At 40.9% G+C, this 18,859-nt stretch carries 18 protein-coding genes; 10 read left to right on the forward strand and 8 right to left on the reverse strand.

All coding sequences use genetic code 11. The features are described 5' to 3' along the window. Positions 1–14 precede the first annotated feature (14 nt). The 4 genes from FQ085_RS10545 to FQ085_RS10560 all read left to right on the forward strand — a co-directional run bounded on the left by FQ085_RS10545 (position 15) and on the right by FQ085_RS10560 (position 3,281). The gene (locus FQ085_RS10545; protein ID WP_058386218.1) at positions 15–1,010 is read left to right on the forward strand and encodes a LacI family DNA-binding transcriptional regulator; all 996 of its coding nucleotides are present in this window, start codon (positions 15–17) and stop codon (positions 1,008–1,010) included. 357 nt (positions 1,011–1,367) lie between these two features. Beyond that, complete coding sequence (locus FQ085_RS10550; RefSeq protein ID WP_058386217.1) at positions 1,368–2,045, forward strand: type 1 glutamine amidotransferase domain-containing protein; 678 nt, start codon at positions 1,368–1,370, stop codon at positions 2,043–2,045. A gap of 3 nt (positions 2,046–2,048) precedes the next feature. Further along, complete coding sequence (locus FQ085_RS10555; RefSeq protein ID WP_149456563.1) at positions 2,049–2,333, forward strand: putative quinol monooxygenase; 285 nt, start codon at positions 2,049–2,051, stop codon at positions 2,331–2,333. A gap of 213 nt (positions 2,334–2,546) precedes the next feature. After that, positions 2,547–3,281 carry a plasmid pRiA4b ORF-3 family protein gene (locus tag FQ085_RS10560; protein WP_149456564.1) on the forward strand — a complete coding sequence of 245 codons (735 nt, stop codon included), beginning with the start codon at positions 2,547–2,549 and terminating at the stop codon, positions 3,279–3,281. A 180-nt stretch (positions 3,282–3,461) separates the two neighbouring features. On the opposite strand, the gene FQ085_RS10565 is transcribed toward FQ085_RS10560, so the two are convergent. Then, positions 3,462–4,337 carry a YitT family protein gene (locus tag FQ085_RS10565; protein ID WP_058386214.1) on the reverse strand — a complete coding sequence of 292 codons (876 nt, stop codon included), beginning with the start codon at positions 4,335–4,337 and terminating at the stop codon, positions 3,462–3,464. A gap of 327 nt (positions 4,338–4,664) precedes the next feature. On the opposite strand from FQ085_RS10565, the gene FQ085_RS10570 reads away from it, so the two are divergent. Then, positions 4,665–5,183 (forward strand): YcxB family protein, encoded by a 519-nt coding sequence (locus tag FQ085_RS10570; RefSeq protein ID WP_149456565.1) that lies wholly within the window; start codon positions 4,665–4,667, stop codon positions 5,181–5,183. A 109-nt stretch (positions 5,184–5,292) separates the two neighbouring features. Here FQ085_RS10570 and FQ085_RS10575 read toward each other — a convergent pair whose 3' ends face one another. Further along, positions 5,293–5,808 carry a DUF2812 domain-containing protein gene (locus FQ085_RS10575; protein WP_149456566.1) on the reverse strand — a complete coding sequence of 172 codons (516 nt, stop codon included), beginning with the start codon at positions 5,806–5,808 and terminating at the stop codon, positions 5,293–5,295. Continuing rightward, positions 5,786–6,124, reverse strand: a complete 339-nt coding sequence (locus FQ085_RS10580; protein ID WP_058386211.1) for a PadR family transcriptional regulator — start codon at positions 6,122–6,124, stop codon at positions 5,786–5,788. Before FQ085_RS10580 ends, FQ085_RS10575 begins: the two co-directional genes overlap by 23 nt. Positions 6,125–6,310: 186 nt before the next feature. Here FQ085_RS10580 and FQ085_RS10585 point away from each other — a divergent pair, with 186 nt between their 5' ends. The 5 genes from FQ085_RS10585 to FQ085_RS10605 all read left to right on the forward strand — a co-directional run bounded on the left by FQ085_RS10585 (position 6,311) and on the right by FQ085_RS10605 (position 12,438). Further along, on the forward strand, positions 6,311–6,877 hold the full coding sequence (locus tag FQ085_RS10585; RefSeq protein WP_149456567.1) for a DUF488 domain-containing protein: 567 nt from the start codon (positions 6,311–6,313) through the stop codon (positions 6,875–6,877). A gap of 252 nt (positions 6,878–7,129) precedes the next feature. Beyond that, positions 7,130–7,591, forward strand: a complete 462-nt coding sequence (yiaA, locus tag FQ085_RS10590) for an inner membrane protein YiaA (protein ID WP_149456568.1) — start codon at positions 7,130–7,132, stop codon at positions 7,589–7,591. A gap of 86 nt (positions 7,592–7,677) precedes the next feature. Beyond that, the gene (locus FQ085_RS10595; protein WP_262499785.1) at positions 7,678–8,568 is read left to right on the forward strand and encodes a hypothetical protein; all 891 of its coding nucleotides are present in this window, start codon (positions 7,678–7,680) and stop codon (positions 8,566–8,568) included. Positions 8,569–8,716: 148 nt separating this feature from the next. Further along, the gene (locus tag FQ085_RS10600) at positions 8,717–9,214 is read left to right on the forward strand and encodes a DUF4825 domain-containing protein (RefSeq protein ID WP_149456569.1); all 498 of its coding nucleotides are present in this window, start codon (positions 8,717–8,719) and stop codon (positions 9,212–9,214) included. Between the two features lie 449 nt (positions 9,215–9,663). Beyond that, positions 9,664–12,438, forward strand: coding sequence for a bifunctional diguanylate cyclase/phosphodiesterase (locus tag FQ085_RS10605; protein ID WP_149456570.1), 2,775 nt, complete (start codon positions 9,664–9,666; stop codon positions 12,436–12,438). Positions 12,439–12,683: 245 nt separating this feature from the next. On the opposite strand, the gene FQ085_RS10610 is transcribed toward FQ085_RS10605, so the two are convergent. From FQ085_RS10610 to FQ085_RS10630, 5 genes are all read right to left on the reverse strand, one after another. After that, complete coding sequence (locus FQ085_RS10610) at positions 12,684–14,417, reverse strand: AMP-binding protein (protein WP_149456571.1); 1,734 nt, start codon at positions 14,415–14,417, stop codon at positions 12,684–12,686. Between the two features lie 38 nt (positions 14,418–14,455). Beyond that, positions 14,456–15,934, reverse strand: a complete 1,479-nt coding sequence (locus FQ085_RS10615; RefSeq protein ID WP_149456572.1) for an aldehyde dehydrogenase family protein — start codon at positions 15,932–15,934, stop codon at positions 14,456–14,458. A gap of 26 nt (positions 15,935–15,960) precedes the next feature. After that, a complete protein-coding gene (locus FQ085_RS10620) occupies positions 15,961–17,121 on the reverse strand; it encodes an acyl-CoA dehydrogenase family protein (RefSeq protein WP_149456573.1) in 1,161 nt (386 codons plus the stop codon). 21 nt (positions 17,122–17,142) lie between these two features. Then, complete coding sequence (locus FQ085_RS10625; RefSeq protein WP_149456574.1) at positions 17,143–18,336, reverse strand: acyl-CoA dehydrogenase family protein; 1,194 nt, start codon at positions 18,334–18,336, stop codon at positions 17,143–17,145. An 82-nt stretch (positions 18,337–18,418) separates the two neighbouring features. Continuing rightward, positions 18,419–18,853, reverse strand: coding sequence for a Zn-ribbon domain-containing OB-fold protein (locus tag FQ085_RS10630; RefSeq protein ID WP_058386203.1), 435 nt, complete (start codon positions 18,851–18,853; stop codon positions 18,419–18,421). Between the last annotated feature and the right edge of the window lie 6 nt (positions 18,854–18,859).

The following is an 18,859-nucleotide window of genomic DNA, read 5'->3' on the forward strand; positions in this document are numbered from 1 at the left end:
GTAGGAGATTAATGATGGCCACAATCAAAGATATAGCCAATCTGGCTAATGTTTCAATTACGACCGTGTCGAGAGTTCTGAATTACGATGAGACACTCAATGTCTCGCCAGAAACTAGAAGAAGAGTATTTGAGTCAGCGGAGGATTTGTCCTATGTAGTGGCGCCGAAAAAAAAGAAAAAAAGTAAATGGCGAGTCGGCATCTATGACTCTTTCTCAATGGAAGAAGAACTGGTCGACACCTATTACCTATCGATTCGCGTAGCTCTTGAAAAAAAGCTAATCGAAAAACAGATCGAATTCTACCGGATTGACGAAGAACAAAATGGCAATAAGCCAAAAAATCTCGATGGCATACTAGCACTGGGTACTTTCAAGAAAAAAGACATTGAAAAAATTCTCGATTTTGGAAAACCATGCATTTTCGTGGATTCAAATCCGGATCCTCAGTATTATGATTCAGTCATTATTGATTTTAATTCGGCGACGCGAAAAGCACTTGATCACTTGATTGAATTGGGTCATGAATTTATTGGATTTATTGGCGGGGTAGAAACCGACATGTACGGCAACCGATTTAAAGATTTGAGACAAGATGTATTTGAAAAATACTTAAAAGAAAAAAACATTTTCAATGAAGAGCTAGTGAAAATTGGTGGCTACGATCCAAAGGATGGGTACACAAACTTAAGAGAAATGCTGGCAGGCAAGGTTAAACCAACGGCTGTATTTGTTGCTAATGATACGATTGCTGTTGGATGCTACAAAGCTGCTTTTGAACTGGGAGTAAAGATACCTGAGGACTTAAGTATTGTGGGATTCAACGATGTAGCTACAGCTAAATATATGATGCCTCCTTTAACTACTGTTAAGCTCTATACAGAAGTAATGGGAGAAACGGCGGTTGATTTGTTAATTGATAGATTGACGACTAAACGGGAAGTCAGTAAGAAAATAATTATCGATACCAAATTAGTCATTCGAGAAAGTTCCGCTAAGCCACAAAAGTGACCGGGTACCGTTTACACATAGACACTTACCACTTCAACAGTTGAAAAAGACGATGGTGAATGTTCTAGTGGAGAGCGGCGAAACGGATGCGGCAGAGCAAAACGAAAAAGTTTGATGGACTAGAAGATAGGTAAATATAGAATATCTGTAATTTAATTGAACCGAGAAAGCACAAGAGGATGCGCGTAACATGCATCCTCTTTTTTGACATGCCCCCTTTTTTCATACCTTGTACTAAAATGTAAGTAGATTAACTAGGTGCTAGAAATTGTCTGTTTTGTCTGTTTGTTTAGACGTGAAAAATTTGGGAATACACTAGTATTAGGATTTTTTATAACCTAGAGGAGGAAATTTAACATGGCAAAAGTATTAGCAGTCTTATCAAGTGGACATAAGGACACTGAAAATAATTACGAAACGGGCTGGTGGGCAGAAGAGTTGTTCGCACCGAAAGAGATATTGGAAAAAGCAGGACATCAAGTAGACTTGGCTTCACCACTCGGTGGCAAACCGACACTTGATCAAGTCAGCATTAGTGAAGATTATGACCCTGAAGGCAAATACAAGAAAATGTATGAATCGGGAATCGCGGACAATACTGCTGCTCTTTCTGACGTCAATGCTAAAGACTACGATGTCGTATTCATCGTAGGTGGTCACGGAGCAATGTATGACTTGACTGAAAGTGAAGAGCTTCGTAATATCATCAATACCGTGTACGACAATGGCAACATCGTTTCGGCTGTCTGCCACGGACCGGCTCCATTAGTTTGGACAATGCGTCCAAATGGCAAAAGCATCATTGATGGGTTAGACGTAACCGGCTACCCAGAAGCGGTTGAACCTGAAGGCCTTCCAGAAATTCTCCCATTTAGCTTGGAAGCAAAAATGAGTGAAGTTGCTAATTATAGTGCTGACAACAAAGTGGTATGGGGCAATGACCAATTGGTAACTGGCCGCGATCCATTTTCTGCTGAAGAATTGGCAGAGGAATTGGTGAAGGCTTTGGAAAAACGAAACAACAAAGGAAACTAAATGATGGAACCTATCGTCATTACCGCGATTCTAAAGCCAAAAGAAAACATGGCAGATCAATTATTGACGGAACTGAACACAGTTCTAATTGCGTCACGCGCAGAAGCAGGGTGCGTAAGCTATGTTCTCCATCAATCGATTGAAGACGACACGTTTGTTCTTCACGAGACCTGGCAAGACAAAAACGCGCTCGAGAATCATGTCGCTACTCGTCATTATCAAGAATATCGGACGCATACGGCGGACTTGGTTGAGAAGCGAGAAGTCTTTAAGTTAAAAGCTCTTTGATTTAGTGGAAATGTTAAAAGTAGAACTTTGCGGTGATTCACTGCAAAGTTCTACTTTTTTTGTGCTGAATTGTCTGTTGGCAGGATGGAGAACGTCGTAAAGTATGATAGGGTTAAATGAGTCATTGATATTCCTGTTAATTCCTAATGGGCTGCTCGTTTTGCTGTGGACAAGAACATAAAATAATCTCAAAAGAAAGCCAGGTGGTCAAAGATGAAATCGTATATTATCCGAATTGAATTGGAACACTCAAATCCACTTATTTGGCGCAAAGTAATCATGCCAGCAGGTGCCACATTTAATATGCTGCACGACATTGTGCAACAGACTAGCAATTTTCAGAGTGGCTATCCGTCGGAAGGCTATCATCTATTCGAATTTGAGTTAGCGGAAGACGGCATTCGAGTGACAAATGACGAAGAAGCTTACGAAGAACACCAAGGGTTTAAAAAGAACAAAAAGATGTTCGCGGAGCGACTAAAGAATATGGAACCGCAGTATAGAAAGTTTGAAGAGGCTTATCAAGAGCGGTTATCGGCAGTTGTTCGGAAACCTTCGGGCATTAAAATTGATGAATTTTTGGAGAAGCACAAAGAGTTAGTATACAGCTACGATTTTGGTGATGGCTGGCAGTTCCGTATCAAGCTTGAAACTATCGTCGATGATTATTATTTCGGTTTCCCAACGCTACTAGACGGGGCAGAGACAGCACCACCGGAAGATGTAGGAGGCATTCCAGGATTTTATGACTTCTTGCAAATTTACCGAGATCAAAAGCATACGGAGCATAAAGAGATGAAAGACTGGGCAGATAGCCAGTCTTTTAGAGAGTATGATCCTGAATGGATTAATCAGCGATTGAAAAGCCGGATGTACAAAAAGACGGAATGGGATAAAATCTACCATGACAATTACCGGATTATTGAGGATAAGTACAGGAAGAGTTAGAGATAGATTTACAGACGCTTACTAAATAAAAAGCTAACTGAAAAACCGCCGATGGAAGTTACTCCGTCGGCGGTTTTTGGGTAATAAAGAAATTAAGAAGATTTTTGAAAATCTTCTAATTTCAATCGTGCTTTTGTTGTAACAGAGCAATCGATACGTTTTTAGTATACGGCAACAAACTCAGTGAATGTCCCGTTTTTTGAAATTACCGCCTCGAACTTCGGCAACGTCGTAAACCGCAACAAAGGCGTTGTTATCAATTTCAAAAATGATTTCTTTCATCTTACTGTCTTCGAGTCGGTTGATGATGCACGTGATTTCTTTGTAGTCCTCATTTGTGTAAGCCCCTTTGACGATATTGTAGGTAGCATTACGTCCGAGACGGTCGTAGATGGTTTGGACGAGCAGTTCGGGGTCACGCGAAATAATTTTATACGTTTTAGAACCACTAAATCCTTCTTCGACCAAGTGGATTACTTTGGCTGCAATGTAATAAGCGATTCCCGACAGAAAAGCGCCTTGCAGACCAAAGACGAATGAGACGATGATAAAGACGAACATGTTGAGAAATAAGATCAGGTCACTCGTCCCAAATGGCAATTTGCGCGACAAGAGTACCGCCAGCATATCGATTCCATCAAGCGCACCCCCGTTTCGCAAAGCAACCCCCATTCCAAAACCAATGATGATTCCGCCAATGACTGTAATCAGTAAGGTATCTCCTACGATGATGGGCGGGAGATGGTGCATTAGGGTCGTTGCATAGGCAAGGGAAGCGATGCCGATGGTGGAATAGATGGCAAAGCTTTTCCCGATTTGTTTATAGCCTAAATAGACAAATGGAATATTCAAGACAGCAATCAGCAAACCTAGAGGCATTCCGGTCAATTGGGAGCCGACGATGCTGATGCCAGTGACCCCGCCGTCCGATACATTGTTTGGAATCAGCACGGTTTCAAGACCATAGGCGGTGATAAAAGCACCGATGATAATGGGCAGTGCTCGTAAAAACAACTTCGCTTTATGGAATTTTCGTTTTTTATTTGTTGCAGTCATGCGATTCCTCTTTTCTGTCGTTTCATGATGTTTTTTATCCTCAACTATTAACTATAATGCTTTTACTCCTCGTTTAGTAGGATCAAGTTCAATGGAATCGAGTAAATTTCTAAAGTAGTATATACAATCAATTACTCTTGTGATGAAGAGAAAGCTTCTTCAGTAGAGGGAAGACTGATTTACATGACCGCAGTCTGCGCGTTTGGTGCAGGAAGATAATTTTATGAAATGACGCTATCCAAAAAATTCCTTTCACATGATATGATAGAAGCTTATCAAAGTGTTGAAATGCTATAAAGACGGATAAGAATAGGAGCTAACTAAGCAATGGAGATTACCTACGATGTAACCGAAGAGGCGTATATTGATTTTAATTTATACCACGCAAAAAATTCTAAAACCGTAAGAAAAACAATGACTATGCAACGCGTGTTGGTGCCTATTATTTATTTGGTGATGGCCGTTGTTCTTTCGTTTGTATTAGATATCCCCATCTTGTTTATGGTAATTCCATTTCTCATCATCGGAATTTTATGGACTATTTTTTATCCAAAATATTTTTATCATCATATCCAGAAATCATCCAAAAAACTGCTTCGAGAAGGAAAAAACGAAGGAGTACTTGGAACACATACGATGATATTCACAGAAGCAGGTCTTCGGGAAGTCAGTGCGACAGGTGAAAAACTCGTATCATGGGCCGGTATTGAACATATCGGCGAAGATGCATCCAATTTGTACTTATACAATAGCGGATTGTCTGCTTTTATTGTGCCAAAAGGCAAGTTAGCTGATGTTTCAAAAGTGCGACAGTTTTTGTTAGCCAAGGTCAAAGGACGAATCTAAAAGTCCACTGTTTTTAGAAAGCGTTATCTACACTAGACGATATCTGACTACACGTAGGAACACAGTAAAACCCTCGAATCTTTGGTCAAAGATTCGAGGGTTTTCGCTGTCAAATCAGTTTTTCGTTTTTCTTCATTTGCTGCGTAAGTTTGATGAACAAGTAAACATAAAGTAAGAGTACGGCAGTAACCAGCGCTAAAACGAATTTTGAGAACAGGTTGCCATCCCACGTCAGCAATAAACCGATTTGAGTAACGAGCATACAAGCAAAGATGACAAGATAGAAGGAAAACATTCTTTTATACATTCCTTTAATAGAAGCGGGATCTGAATAAATCCGTTTGTTGCCAACGATGGTAGCGTCGGCACGGAAATAATGAAATTGCATCACTTCTGTATGCATATGCTCCCAGCCGACTTGTTTATACAAGTCAAAATACTCATCGGTCGCCTCTTGGAAATCGACTTGGTAAATATACGAAATTTCAAGATTTTCTTCGAAATAATAAAATCCCCATTTGTATTTAACGAAATGCCATCCTTTGGCTGACATTTCCGTTAGCCAGTTGGCTTCTTTTTCGATATCATTCGCGAGCGACAGTTTAAACTTCTTCATTGTTTTCATCAGTTTCTGCTCCTTTTAAAATGTCATCACTAATCGTCAGCATCTTTTTAAAGCGTTGATATTCTAATTTGAAAACTACATGACCTTCATCTGTCAGTTGATATGTTTTCTTTTGTCTACTTTCTTTTTCAGCAGTGACAAGTTCAATAAGTTGTTGTTTTTGCAAGTTGGTCAACACGCCATACAAGGTGCCAGGTGCTAAAACAATAGCGCCATCGCTGTATTGTTCGATTTTTTTAATAATTCCATAACCATGCAAAGGTTTTTTCGTTAACGCTAATAACACTAAATATGTGGACTCGGATAGAGATTGCATTAAATCACCTCTTTTTATATATCGTCACTCGATATATCGTTACTCGTAGTATAAGGGAGAATATATCGAGTGTCAAGGTGGTAGAAAGCGACGTTTGGTTCTACTGGCTAGTTTTAAAAAGGTGTTTAACCTTACTAACTGACAGGAATAGTAAAAGTAAATCGCTTGACAAGGATGGAGAGGCAGATGGACATTTACACAATTGGTCACTCGAGTCACTCAAAGGAATTTTTTAGAAAGATGCTGAAAGACAATTCGATTGAGGTACTGGCAGACGTGCGAGCGTTTCCTGGCAGTCGCAAATGGCCACAGTTTTCGAAAGACATTTTTCCAGAATGGCTGGAAGCGGACAATATCCACTATCAGCATTTTCCAAAGCTCGGCGGTCGGCGCCGCAAATCGAAAGAAATTGATGGAGATGTAAACGCAGGATGGAACAATCAGTCGTTTCACAATTACGCCGATTACACATTGACTGATGAATTTAAAGAAGGCATAGATGCGTTAGTGACAATCGCAAGCGAAAAGCGTGTAGCTTACTGTTGCTCGGAGCGGCACCCTTCTCGCTGCCATCGTTTTCTGATCAGTAATTGGCTTGTTGCGAATGGCCATCAGGTTTTTCACATTATTGATGGGAAAGACGAAACGGTAGAGCTAGTCAAACATGAAATTGCCATGTGGGGAGCTCCAGCTAAAGTGAAAAAAGAAGATGGCGTAGAGGTTGTTTATCCGAGTGGTACAGAAGAGCGTTGAAATGAGGCAATCACGTAAAAAGCAGGAGGCTGAACCAATGGGTTCGTCCTTCTGCTTTTTCAATATGAATTATCTTTTAGCTGGTAAATTTTCTACTCTCTATTTTTTTCAAATTTTTAACTAGTTTGTTTAAATCAGTCGTATTTTTTCTGTTATATATGGTAAAATAGTCTTAGTTAAAATTTGTAAAATTAAGTCATCTTGTCGGAGGTAAGTAAGATTCACACTAGTAAAAGAGAGGGGGTTGTATGTATGTTAGGGGATAAAGATGAAGATGTGTTCACGAAAAAAATAGTGGAGAAACGCAGGCTTGGAGAACCGACTGGCGCGTTTAAAGGTGCAGCATGGGGAGCATTGCTCATAGGGGTATCAACTTATTTGATTGGATTATACAATGCAACGATGGAGTTAAACGAGAAAGGGTATTACATCACAGTCATGATCCTTGGCCTTTATTCTGCTGTGTCACTTCAAAAAGCAGTTCGAGACCGCGATGAAGGAATACGTGTTACAAATCTGTATTATGGCATCAGCTGGTTTGCGCTCATTTCAGCAATCGCACTTATGGCGATTGGCTTGTTTAATGCAGGCAGTATCATCTTGAGCGAAAAAGGATTCTACGGCATTTCGTTTGTCTTGAGTTTGTTTGCAGTAGTGACGGTACAAAAGAACGTCCGCGATACAGAAGAAGCGAACAATATGGATAAATCGTGAAATTGGTAGAACAGTTTTGTCAGATCCATTAAGAAATCAGAGGAATAACAACGATAAAAGTTTACTAAACAGAAAGAGGAAACCAATTGAAAATCCAATTTAAGAAACTGATGGTCTCTGTTTTTTTAATCAGCATGTTGTTTACAGGAGGAGTTGGCAACGTTTTTGCACAGGAAACGTCGACCACTGTTCAACAAGCACAACAACAGAAACAAGATACCAAGTATTCCAAAAAAGTTATGGAAGCCGTACGTGTTGGTTTAGGAGAAGATGCTAAATCTACACAGCTGGATAGTGTCATCAACAAAATGCCGAAAGTGAAAGTCATGGATTATTACGTAGCTTCCTTTGGTAAAAAGCTGAAAGGCAATGAAGTTCGTCGTGCAGTAGACGAAGTTTTTTCAGTTGATTTAAATCTAGTTTCCAAAAAGGATTATGGCAGTAAGCTGAGCATTTATTCAGATGAAATTATGAAAAGTTTGCGAGTATCTCTGAAAGAAGGAGCAGAATCAACAGCTAAAGACGCGAAGATTATGAAGATGAAGAAAAACGAAGTGATGGACCGCTATATAAAAGAACATGACTATGCGCTTACAGGAGCAACGAATCGAACGCTGATTAACGAGATTTATGGCGTTAACTTAGAGGGGATTTCTGGATTGGAATACTTACAAATAGCCATCTACTCTAAAGGACAGTGGATTATAAAAAGCGATCAGGATTTATTCATGCTAACATCTAGTTTAGACGATGTGGATGTGTCGATTTCGACAACTCCGTACTTTAAAAAAGTGACAGGCAGCGACCAACTGCCACCGTCTTTAAAGAGCCAATTTCTAGCAATGGGTTTTACTTATGTGGAAGAAACAAACCTTCTGTATTATAAAGATCCGGCCGGTCATTCTGTTCCAGATCAATTTAAAGGCCAAGTAATCGGTCTTCTTGCTAAAACCGTCGTGACGCAATATCAAAAGTGATCAATAGCAATTCGAGTAGCATTACTAAATACATAGACCGCAAGAGAAAAGTTCACCATTTTCTCTTGCGGTTTTTGATTTGACTTAAAAATGAAACGTTAGTAGTAAAACGTAAAAATAAGTAGAAATTTAGAAGGAGTGAGTAAAATTGAATCGACTGATTAAATCTTTGATTTTGTTACTGGTACTGACTTTAGTAAGTGATTGTAATTCTGATGCAGACAGTTCAAATGGAGAGGTGTTCGAATACAAAGACTCGTATGTAGGTGATAATAGTGCAGTAGTTAATACGGTGATCCATTTACAGGGAGCAGACTATTTTAGTGGAATAGCACCCCAAACAAAGGAACAACCTTATGGCATCGTGGTCGACTATGATTGGTCAGAATCGACGATCGATCTACAAGAAACTGTTATCAACAACGATTCTTACTTATTTACGTTGATCCAAAATATGGACTGGGTAACGTTTAAATTCAACACGATCGATGGTCTCGAAGAATTTAACGTAACAAGAGAAGAGGTAGAAGGCTGGGACGAAGTAACCTTGAGTGAAATTGAAAGTGAAGAAAAACTAAGAGAGCTTATACAAGTTCGTTTAGAAGGCAGCGAAGAGGTAACGGAATTCCTAAAAAAGTTGAGGTAAAAAGGGGTAGTTCCACAAGCCTTTAAAATAAAACAGACAGAGAAAAAAGTCGGCTGTTTGGTGAAGTGCAACTTTGAAGTGCAATCTCTGAAACGACCGACTGTGATTGATAGGAGCAAACGCCCAAGTAGATTTCGACATTTTACTTACCTGCGGGAGCCATGCCCAAAGCGGTGTAGAAAAGTGGAAGTCTTTCATGAAACTTACATAATTGATAAGTTACATGAGTATCAATCAATTTATTGTTAACTTTTAACGTGTCTTTGTCGATATTAATGATAGAATGATTGTACAAAAAATACACGAATAACCATCTGTCTAATTTTGGTGGGTAAAAAGAAGTGTAAAGTGGTGGGAAAAGGTGATTTTAATCTTTAAATGTTCTAGTAACAATTTGTTGCCTTTTATAATATTCATATATACTAAGTTAGTGAATGGAGGTTGTGCTAATGAAAATTGAACAAACTCGTTATTCCCGGTTGGCCGATATTACGAAATTAATCAACACGAATTTTGAACTCCGTCCATTGCTTGAACATGTGATTACGGCTATATCCGAAGAAGTTGTGCAATGTGACTCGGTTGGAATTTACTTGCCGCAAGAAGACGGGAGTTTCCGTGGATACGTGGGGAAGCCGGAAGTTATTAATGGCATGACACTCGATATGCATGTAGTAGATACAGAATATGATTTATTAGCAAAAGAAGTAATTGAAACGCAACAAACCATTTATATCGCAGATACGTCAAAAGATAACCGTCCGGATCCAAGAGCAGTTGCAGGGTTTGGCATCAAATCACTATTAGCACTTCCTATTTCATATGAAGGTGAATTGTTCGGACTGGTTTTTCTGTTTGACTACGGCATCCCGATGAATTTGACCGCAGATGAAATACAAACGGTAGAAGCCTATGTCAATATGGCAGGTGTAGCAATTCGAAACGTCAACAATTTACAACGTAAGGAAAGTATCCTTGCTGAAAAGCAATTGCTGTTGGATTTGACGCGTGACTTATCTATGACTTCCTCAATGACAGATGTAATGGAAAAATGTTTTCATTATGTCGGTAAGGTTTTAAAAAATGATAATATAGGTGTTCATTTATTAGATCCAATAGTAGGTGCGAAGATGAAACCGACTAATTTAAGTACGAAAAGTGAATGGGCTGAAGAAGACTGGCTGGACAAGCACGAGGAGTTGCAGTTTGATCCATCAAATGATCGTGTGTTTGATGCCGTAGTCGTTTCTAAAAAGCCGCTGTATATTCGAGACGTGACAAAAGACGAACGAGTTAACCAAGAGGTTTCTAAAACATTTGGGTTTGAAGCGATGTTGATGCTTCCTTTTGTATCGATGGGGGAAGTTTTAGGAGCGCTTGTCCTCGTCAGTTTTAATAAAACGGAGCAAGTCTTCAGTGAATCCGATATCGAACTAGCTCAATCGATTGCAGAAGCTACTGCCTCCACACTATCTAATTTGCTCTATATGGAAAAACAAGAAATGCTAATTGAAAAAAGAACTTCAGAGGTTGTTTTGAAAAATAATGAACTTAAAACAGTGGTTACAGAATTAGAAAACTTGAGTCGTGAAAAAGAGCTGATTTTAAATTCGGTAGATGAAGGTATTTTCGGTTTTGATTTAGAAAACAAGATCACGTTCTGCAACCGAGCGGCAGAGTCTATATTAGGTTATAACACGGGCGAACTGATCGGACAGTCTTACAAGACCTTGTTACATGAAAACCAAAACCTGATGATTACTTCGGTTTCTTTAGAAGAGGACTTGAAATTTCTAAAAAAAGATGGGCATGGTTTTTCTGTTGAGTACGTCGTTTCTGCTATAAAAGAAAACAACCAGATTATTGGTGAAGTTGTTACATTCAGAGACATTACCAAGAGAAAGCAATTAGAAAAGGAAATTAGTCACTTAGCTTACTACGATCATTTGACAGATTTGCCAAATCGAATTTTGCTTGAAGATTATTTGAAAAAAGAAACAGAAAAAGCGGGACTGTCGGGTCAGAAAGTCGCAGTGTTATTCTTGGATTTGGATCGCTTTAAAATGATAAACGATAGTTTTGGGCATAGTTATGGAGATATGTTACTGAAAAATGTTGCCAATCGATTAAGGCGGTGTGTACCAGAAAGCGCGTTTGTATCGCGTCAAGGAGGCGATGAATTTACGATCGTCTTGCCGAACTACAACAAAAATCAAGATGTATTAAAAATTGTGGATAAGTTAGTTGAATCCTTTAAAGAACCGTTTTCGTTAAAAGGAAACGAAGTATATATTAAAGCGAGTATTGGCATTAGCTTATTTCCAGAACACGGCGACACAGCTGAAATTTTGATCAAAAATGCTGATGCTGCCATGTATAAATCGAAAGAAAAATCCGGTACCTATCATCATTTCTTTAAGAGTGAAATGAGTGACTGGAGTATGGAAAGCATTTACTTGGAAAATGCATTGTACAAAGCTTTAGAAAATGGTGAACTGAGTCTCCATTATCAACCACAAGTAAATAGCAAAACCAATAGCATCGTCGGAGCAGAAGCGTTGCTGAGATGGAATCATCCAACTCGAGGCATGATCTCTCCAATTGAATTTATTCCGGTTGCAGAAGAAACCGGATTGATCGTCCCCATTGGCAAATGGGTACTTTTGAACGCCTGCAAGCAATTGAATACATGGCACAGTCAAGGGCATTCCCAGTTGTCGGTTTCTGTGAATTTGTCAGGTAGACAGTTTGAGGAAGACGACTTGATTTCAATGATTGAAAGTATCTTAATAGATACAAAGATAGCACCAGAATTTTTGCATATCGAATTGACTGAAAATCAGATTTTCAAAAATACACATGTGACATTGGAGAAAATGAGAGAAATCAAAGCATTGGGCATAAAAATAGCACTAGATGACTTTGGAACAGGCTATTCATCTTTAGGTTATTTGAAGAATTTCCCAATTGATACGTTAAAAATAGACAGATCGTTTATGCTTGATATCTTAACGGATAAAGACAATGCTGCGATTACGAGTACGATCATAACCTTGGCTCAAAATCTTAACTTGAACGTTATTGCTGAAGGTGTAGAAACAAAAGAGCAGTTAGACTTTTTAATCGCTAGAGATTGCCTTAATATCCAAGGGTATTATTATAGTAAACCTTTACCAGTCGAAGAGTTGGAATTCTTCATGGATCGATTTGCACCAAAAATATAAAATTTGTAAGCAAAAACCACGATTTGGATACATCCAAATCGTGGTTTTTCTTGATTTTCCAATCTCCACTACTGGCAAAGCCACCACGAAATAGTTTATGATTCCAAAACGCCAATAACATTAATGAACAAACTAATGTACGTTAAAAACAGCCGGTCAAATTATTATAGAAAATAGAGAAACTCGCCATTTCAAGAAGAAATGGCGAGTTTTTATTGTTACCCCAGGTGTTTTTTTATGTGATATTAGTGCTTTTCCAGTTCTTGTTTCTTCAAATGGATTTTTGAAATCTTTCCTGCTGCTGTCATCGGGAACTGCTCAAGGAATTCGAGTTCTCGTACTTTTGAATAGTGGACGACGCGTTCATTTGTATAGGTCATGAGTTCTTCCTCAGACAAGCCACTGCCGGGTTTGAGGATGACGAATGCCTTTGGAATTTCACCGATGCCTTCTACAGGTTTTCCGATGACAATAGCGTTTTGGACGTCGGGATGAGAGACGAGAACTTCTTCAATCCGGCTTGGATAGACGTTGTAGCCGTTGTAGATGAGCATCTCTTTTTTTCGATCGACAATCGCGAGATAGCCGTCTTCATCAATGATGCCGATATCTCCAGTATGCAGCCAGCCACTTCGAAGTGTCGCAGCCGTTTCTTCCGGCTTATTGAAATAGCCTTTCATGACTTGTGGACCGTAAATACAAATTTCTCCAGCCTGTCCAGTCGGAAGAGGGTCTTCGCTCATGCCGTCGAGCGATACGACTTTGATTTTTGTATTGTAGGTTGGCAAACCAACTGTTCCGACTTTATGAACGCCGCCTGCGACCATCACACTGCCGGCTACAGATGCCGTCGCTTCTGTCAGTCCATAACCTTCGCCAACACGTGCATTCGGGAACATTTCTTTTAGCAGTCCTAACTCTTTTTGTGAGAGAGGAGCTGCCCCAGAACTGATGTTACGGATTGTCGAGAAATCGTATGAGTCGACTCCAGGCAAGTTTAATAAGATATTCCACATTGCAGGTGCTCCGTTAATAGAAGACACACTGTATTTTTCGATTAAATCTAGAAATTGTGTAGGAACGAACCGGTCCGGTAACAAAGTCGTGACTCCTTGTGCCATCGGAGAGACAATCATTCCAATACCACCCGTAATATGAAATAGCGGAGAAGGACTTAACCGCACTTCTTCACCGAGAGGAATTAAGTATTTTTTCTTGTAGATTTCACGGTCTTGTTCGACCGCTACGAAACGCAGTGCACCGTCACTATCTAAAATAGGTAACGCCCCAGCCGTCCATGCGGCAATTTGTGTAATGTTACTGACTAAATTCGCGTGGGTAATCATCACGCCTTTCGGACTGCCTGTTGTGCCTCCTGTATAGGCGATATGAGCAAGATCAAGTTCCGGAACGATACCCGCATCGAAGTCGTCTTCTGATGCCGCTGCTTTTAATGCTGCAAAACTATACCAGCCATCGTAGTCATCCATCAGTACAGGCGTTTCATTGGAATAGATTTCGGACTCTCCAGTGAGAATCACATGTTTGACTTGCGTATTGGTAAGCACTTCTCGAATGGAATGTGCAACCGATTCATGTGTCACGACAACTTGAGTTTCAGAATCATTCAATTGGTGCGTTAAATCTCCTGCAGGTAAATACGGATTGAGTGGGGAATAGGCTGCACCTGATAAAATGATTCCGTAATACGCTGCGACGTATTGCGGGCAGGTTGGCAAATGAGTTGATACGACCATGCCACGACCAATACCGAGTGTTCGCAATGCATTTGCAAAACGCTTTGCCTCTTGATAAATCGCGTTATATGAAATCGGAGTATCTCGATAAATATAGGCATTTTTTTCACCGTATTGTTTAACGCTACCTTTTAAAATCGCACCCGCTGATACGTTGGGAATGTCGAGAATTTCAGGGAAATCCAGGTCATAGTTATTTTTTTTTGAGAGTTGGACATTCATCTGATCACCGCCTATTCAAGAGTTTGAATGCAATCTATTTATAATTCAATGACACAAGATTTTTCGCGACAGTAATCTTCAATCGAATCTGTGCCAAAGCCACTACTTTTTACACCACTAAAGGGCATTTCAGGTCCGACGCGCGCATACGTATTAACCCATACGTTTCCAGCCTCGATTGCAGAAACCATGCGATGCGCAAGGCTCAAGTCTTTTGTCCAGACACCTGCAGCCAGCCCGAATTCCGTGCCATTTGCGAGTGATAGAGCTTGTTCTTCTGTGTCAAATGGAATCATAACTGCGACAGGTCCAAAAATTTCTTCCTGGCAAATGCGCAAAGTATTGGACTCAGCTTTTAATAAGGTGGGCTCAATCCAATAGCCCTCTGCTAAATCACTGTGACCGGGTGCAACTTCTGCTCCTCCCGAACGACCGCCAAAGAGCAGTTCCGCGCCTTCGTCTAATCCGACTTGGATATAGTTACGAACGATATCGTATTGTGATTTGTTTGCGATGGGGCCAGTTGTAGTTGTAGGATCCAGTGTCGGCCCGTATGTTTTATAGACGGGATTTTTTAGGCGTAACACGACGGCTTTAGCCACTTTGTCAAAGATTGATCGATGGACAAGTAAGCGTGAACTTCCGACACAAATTTGTCCTGAGTTTCCAGAGAAGATGCTGTATGTACTAATCGCATCTGCTACGGCATCGATGTCCGCATCTTGAAAGATTATATTGGCAGATTTTCCGCCAAGTTCTAGAATGAGTGGCTTTGGTTTATCAGCTGTCGCTCGTGCAATAGTAGCAGCTGTACGACTAGATCCAGTCAAACTAATTTTGTTGACGTCGGGATGACTCGTTAAGGCGTCTCCAATATCTGCGCCGTATCCAGAAATTACGTTGAAAATTCCTGGTGAAAAGACATCTTTTACCAACTCAGCGAAATACAGAGAAGCTGCAGATGCATGCTCAGAAGGCTTGATAATGACCGTATTTCCTGCTGCCATGGCATTTGCTGCTTTGATGGAAAGTGTAAATAATGGAGCATTCCACGGTGTGATTCCGACAACAACGCCATAAGGCTCACGAAGTGTGTAACCGAGACTTGTCGCTGTCACGGGAACGGTTTGACCGCGGTTCGCACCCAATGCTCCAGCGGCAGCGTTAAACCAAATTTGTTGCAATACGGGGATTAAGCCATATGTCGTTTCGCGAATAACCCAGCCCGTGTCTTGCGTTTCAAGAGCTGCAAGCGCGTCTCCGTGTTCACCGATGAGTTCAGCCACTTTTCGTAAAGCGGCTGCTCGATCTTCAGCTTTCGCTTTTTTCCAAGCTGGGAATGCACTCTTCGCAGCGTTAACTGCCAACACCGCGTCTTCTTCAGTGCTTTGAGGAATGTATGCCCATACTCGACCAGTTGAAGGATCGATGCTGTCAATTTTTTCGTCACCTATTGCCCCACGTAATTCACCATTAATTAAATTCTGATAGACTTTCAAATCCGTTGATACGGTCATTTGCCATTCTCCTTCTTAACTAATCTTTAGTTCGTTACTGACGAAACGGGTACGGGATGTTGTTTAGTGGGTTTTGTATGCCAGCCGAGTGAGTGTGCTGCTTTTTTACGAGAGGCGCGAATCGAACCGAAATAGTTCTCGTAATAGCGTGCACGTTTTAAATAAAGTTGAACATCCAGTTCTTCTGTGAATCCAATTCCGCCATGAAGTTGAATCGAGTCGGCAGCTGCTTTTATATAGGCTTTCGAAACGAAAGAACGAGCGCTATGAACAGCTGTTTCTTTATCTTCTGTATTATTTTCTACAGCCCAAGCTGCGTAATAAGACAAAGAACGTGCTGTTTCTAAATCGAGTTTCATGTTCACAATGCCGTGTTTGACTGCTTGAAATCGACCAATGGGTTGATTAAACTGAACACGGATTTTTGCGTATTCGGTCGTTGTATGAACCAGTTCATCCATGCCACCGACCATGCTAGAGCAGAGCGCCGCATTGAAATGGAGCAGTGCATTGTCCAACATTTGTGCCGCCTCGCCGGGTTCACCGAGCAATTCAGCAGGTGCTTGATCAAAGGTCAATTGTGCAATTTGCTGCGTCTCGTCAATGCCTGGAAGAATTTTTTGTGACGCAACATCACTCGCTTTAATAAGAAATAAAGATTTTCCTTCGGCTGTTTGTGCAGCTGTGACGAAGATGTCTGGATTTCCTAATACGGAAACAAGCGTTTTCGTACCTGTTACGGCGTATCCGCTAGTTGTTTTTGCTGCAATGGCGCTAAATGATTTTGGTGTCAGTCCTCTGTTTTGTTCATACCACGCAACAGAGATTGTGCTTTCGCCTGTGGCGACTTTTGTTAACCAATTGGATTTTTGGACTTGTGTTCCGTAAGCGTTAAGTAACGGTACGGCTAAGGCGAGTGTTTCAAGTTGGATGCCCGGTAATAGCACGCGTCCAGTTTCTTCAAAAACTGGAACAAGATCAAGTGCACCAAGTCCAAGTCCATCTTGCTCTTCTGGAATTGGAATCGCAGAGATACCCATTTCAGCAAGACCGGAAGTTACACGTGTAATCGATTCTAGTTTGCCATCAATTATGGAACGGGCAATATCGGTTTTGCCTAAATCAGTCATGTATTTACGAATGGCTGTACGAAACAACTCTTGTTCTTCACTTAATGCGAAATCCATGTTCTTCACCTCTCCTAACAGTTATCGTCCTAAGTCTTTTGGAAGTCCGAGAATTCGTTCGCCAATCGTGTTACGCTGTACTTCGCTTGTGCCGCCACCAATCGTTGCACCGAATGAAGCGAGGTATTGCCCTTGCATATCCGCATCGAACAAGGCATCTTCTGCCATAAGTATGCCTGCATGACCTTGAATCGTCATCGCAAAGTCGAAAAGTTCTTTCGTCAATTCACTGACCAGTAATTTATCAAGCGAACTTTCTGGTCCCGGTTTCCCGTTTTTTAACGTATGTGTGATGTTGCGATAGTAGTTTAGTTTGGCTCCATTGATGCGTGTATATAAATCAGCAAGTCCGTCTTCAACGAACGGATCTTCCATTAGCGAGACACCGCATACTTGCACGGATTTTGCCATATCAACGACGCGATCAAATTGCTGTTCGAGTGTAAACACTTGAGCTGCAATACCAGATCGTTCATGCAACATAAGTGCAATCAGCACTTTCCATCCTTTACCGACTTCGCCAACGACATCTGCGTCCGTTGCAATGGCATCTGTTAAATAGACTTCATTGAATTCTTGGTGACCGTCCATTTGGACAATCGGCACTGTTTCAACACCCGGTTGGTGCATATCAAGCAGAAATACGGTAATTCCGTCATGTTTGCCTTCGCTTTTTTCTGTTTTTGTTAACAAGAAACAGCGATCTGCAAGGTGAGCAAAACTGGTCCATACTTTTTGCCCATTGATGACCCACTTGCCGTCTTTCTTCACAGCCATCGTTTGGATTGCAGAGAGGTCAGAGCCTGCACTCGGTTCTGAATAGCCTTGGCTCCATACTTGCTCGCCGGTTAAAATTTTCTCGATAAATTCATCTTTTTGACTGTCGGTTCCCATTTGCATCAAGGTTGGAGCAACCATATGAATTCCGATGTAGTTAATAAGGGGAGGGGATTGGACACGAACCATCTCCTGATGATAAATAATTTCTTCCATTAACGTTGCGTCGCGTCCGCCATATTCCTTTGGCCAAGCGATGGCAGCCCAACCACCCTCATAGAGCGCGCGTTGCCAGTCGCGTAAAAACTGAGAGTAGTGTTGTGGGTCTTTAGGAAGTTGACGATCTCCTTCTAACCAACCTGTCGGGAGATTCGTTTCTAGCCAAGCGCGTAGTTCGCCGCGAAACTTTTCTTCTTTTTTCGTAAATGTAAAGTTCATCAAGACACATCCTTTCGTTCTATTTCGTCGTTAGTTGCAAAGTTGAACTGCACTATTGAAAAGAGCGGGACTCTAGCTGTTGTTACTTTTTAGCAGGTATCCATTGAGGTAATGCTCGGTCTTCCGTGATATCTACCCACGTCATTTGGAGTGGCATGCCGATTTCTACATCTTCTGCGTCACAATTAATAATGTTCGCCATCAGTTTTACTTCAGGAGCGGCATCAAGTGACGCTACAGTAATAATCGTTGGTAAGTCATGCTGGAAACCGGGGAGGAATGGACGGTATGACACAACGTATGAATACACGGTTGCTGAAATATTTGACCCAAGCAATTCCCATTCAGTTTCTGGACTGCCACAACTAGGACACGCTGGACCTGGTGGATGAATAAATGAGCGACAAGCTGTACATTTTTGCAACTTCAACTCATGTTGATCTGCAGCATCCCAATACGGGTGATTGTCTTGGTTTTTTAATGGAATCGGTTTTTCGTAATCAGTTTTTATCGTCATAAAAAC

The organism is Planococcus sp. ANT_H30 (assembly GCF_008369335.1).
GTDB lineage: Bacteria > Bacillota > Bacilli > Bacillales_A > Planococcaceae > Planococcus > Planococcus kocurii.

What these genes read in the sequence shown, in the direction of transcription:
- FQ085_RS10625 (WP_149456574.1), bottom strand. Translation starts at nt 18,336, where the DNA reads ATGAACTTTACATTTACGAAAAAAGAAGAAAAGTTTCGCGGCGAACTA.
- FQ085_RS10605 (WP_149456570.1), top strand. Translation starts at nt 9,664, where the DNA reads ATGAAAATTGAACAAACTCGTTATTCCCGGTTGGCCGATATTACGAAA.
- FQ085_RS10615 (WP_149456572.1), bottom strand. Translation starts at nt 15,934, where the DNA reads ATGACCGTATCAACGGATTTGAAAGTCTATCAGAATTTAATTAATGGT.
- FQ085_RS10585 (WP_149456567.1), top strand. Translation starts at nt 6,311, where the DNA reads ATGGACATTTACACAATTGGTCACTCGAGTCACTCAAAGGAATTTTTT.
- FQ085_RS10575 (WP_149456566.1), bottom strand. Translation starts at nt 5,808, where the DNA reads ATGAAAACAATGAAGAAGTTTAAACTGTCGCTCGCGAATGATATCGAA.
- FQ085_RS10555 (WP_149456563.1), top strand. Translation starts at nt 2,049, where the DNA reads ATGGAACCTATCGTCATTACCGCGATTCTAAAGCCAAAAGAAAACATG.
- FQ085_RS10610 (WP_149456571.1), bottom strand. Translation starts at nt 14,417, where the DNA reads ATGAATGTCCAACTCTCAAAAAAAAATAACTATGACCTGGATTTCCCT.
- FQ085_RS10570 (WP_149456565.1), top strand. Translation starts at nt 4,665, where the DNA reads ATGGAGATTACCTACGATGTAACCGAAGAGGCGTATATTGATTTTAAT.
- FQ085_RS10580 (WP_058386211.1), bottom strand. Translation starts at nt 6,124, where the DNA reads ATGCAATCTCTATCCGAGTCCACATATTTAGTGTTATTAGCGTTAACG.
- FQ085_RS10630 (WP_058386203.1), bottom strand. Translation starts at nt 18,853, where the DNA reads ATGACGATAAAAACTGATTACGAAAAACCGATTCCATTAAAAAACCAA.
- yiaA (WP_149456568.1), top strand. Translation starts at nt 7,130, where the DNA reads ATGTTAGGGGATAAAGATGAAGATGTGTTCACGAAAAAAATAGTGGAG.
- FQ085_RS10620 (WP_149456573.1), bottom strand. Translation starts at nt 17,121, where the DNA reads ATGGATTTCGCATTAAGTGAAGAACAAGAGTTGTTTCGTACAGCCATT.
- FQ085_RS10560 (WP_149456564.1), top strand. Translation starts at nt 2,547, where the DNA reads ATGAAATCGTATATTATCCGAATTGAATTGGAACACTCAAATCCACTT.
- FQ085_RS10565 (WP_058386214.1), bottom strand. Translation starts at nt 4,337, where the DNA reads ATGACTGCAACAAATAAAAAACGAAAATTCCATAAAGCGAAGTTGTTT.
- FQ085_RS10550 (WP_058386217.1), top strand. Translation starts at nt 1,368, where the DNA reads ATGGCAAAAGTATTAGCAGTCTTATCAAGTGGACATAAGGACACTGAA.
- FQ085_RS10545 (WP_058386218.1), top strand. Translation starts at nt 15, where the DNA reads ATGGCCACAATCAAAGATATAGCCAATCTGGCTAATGTTTCAATTACG.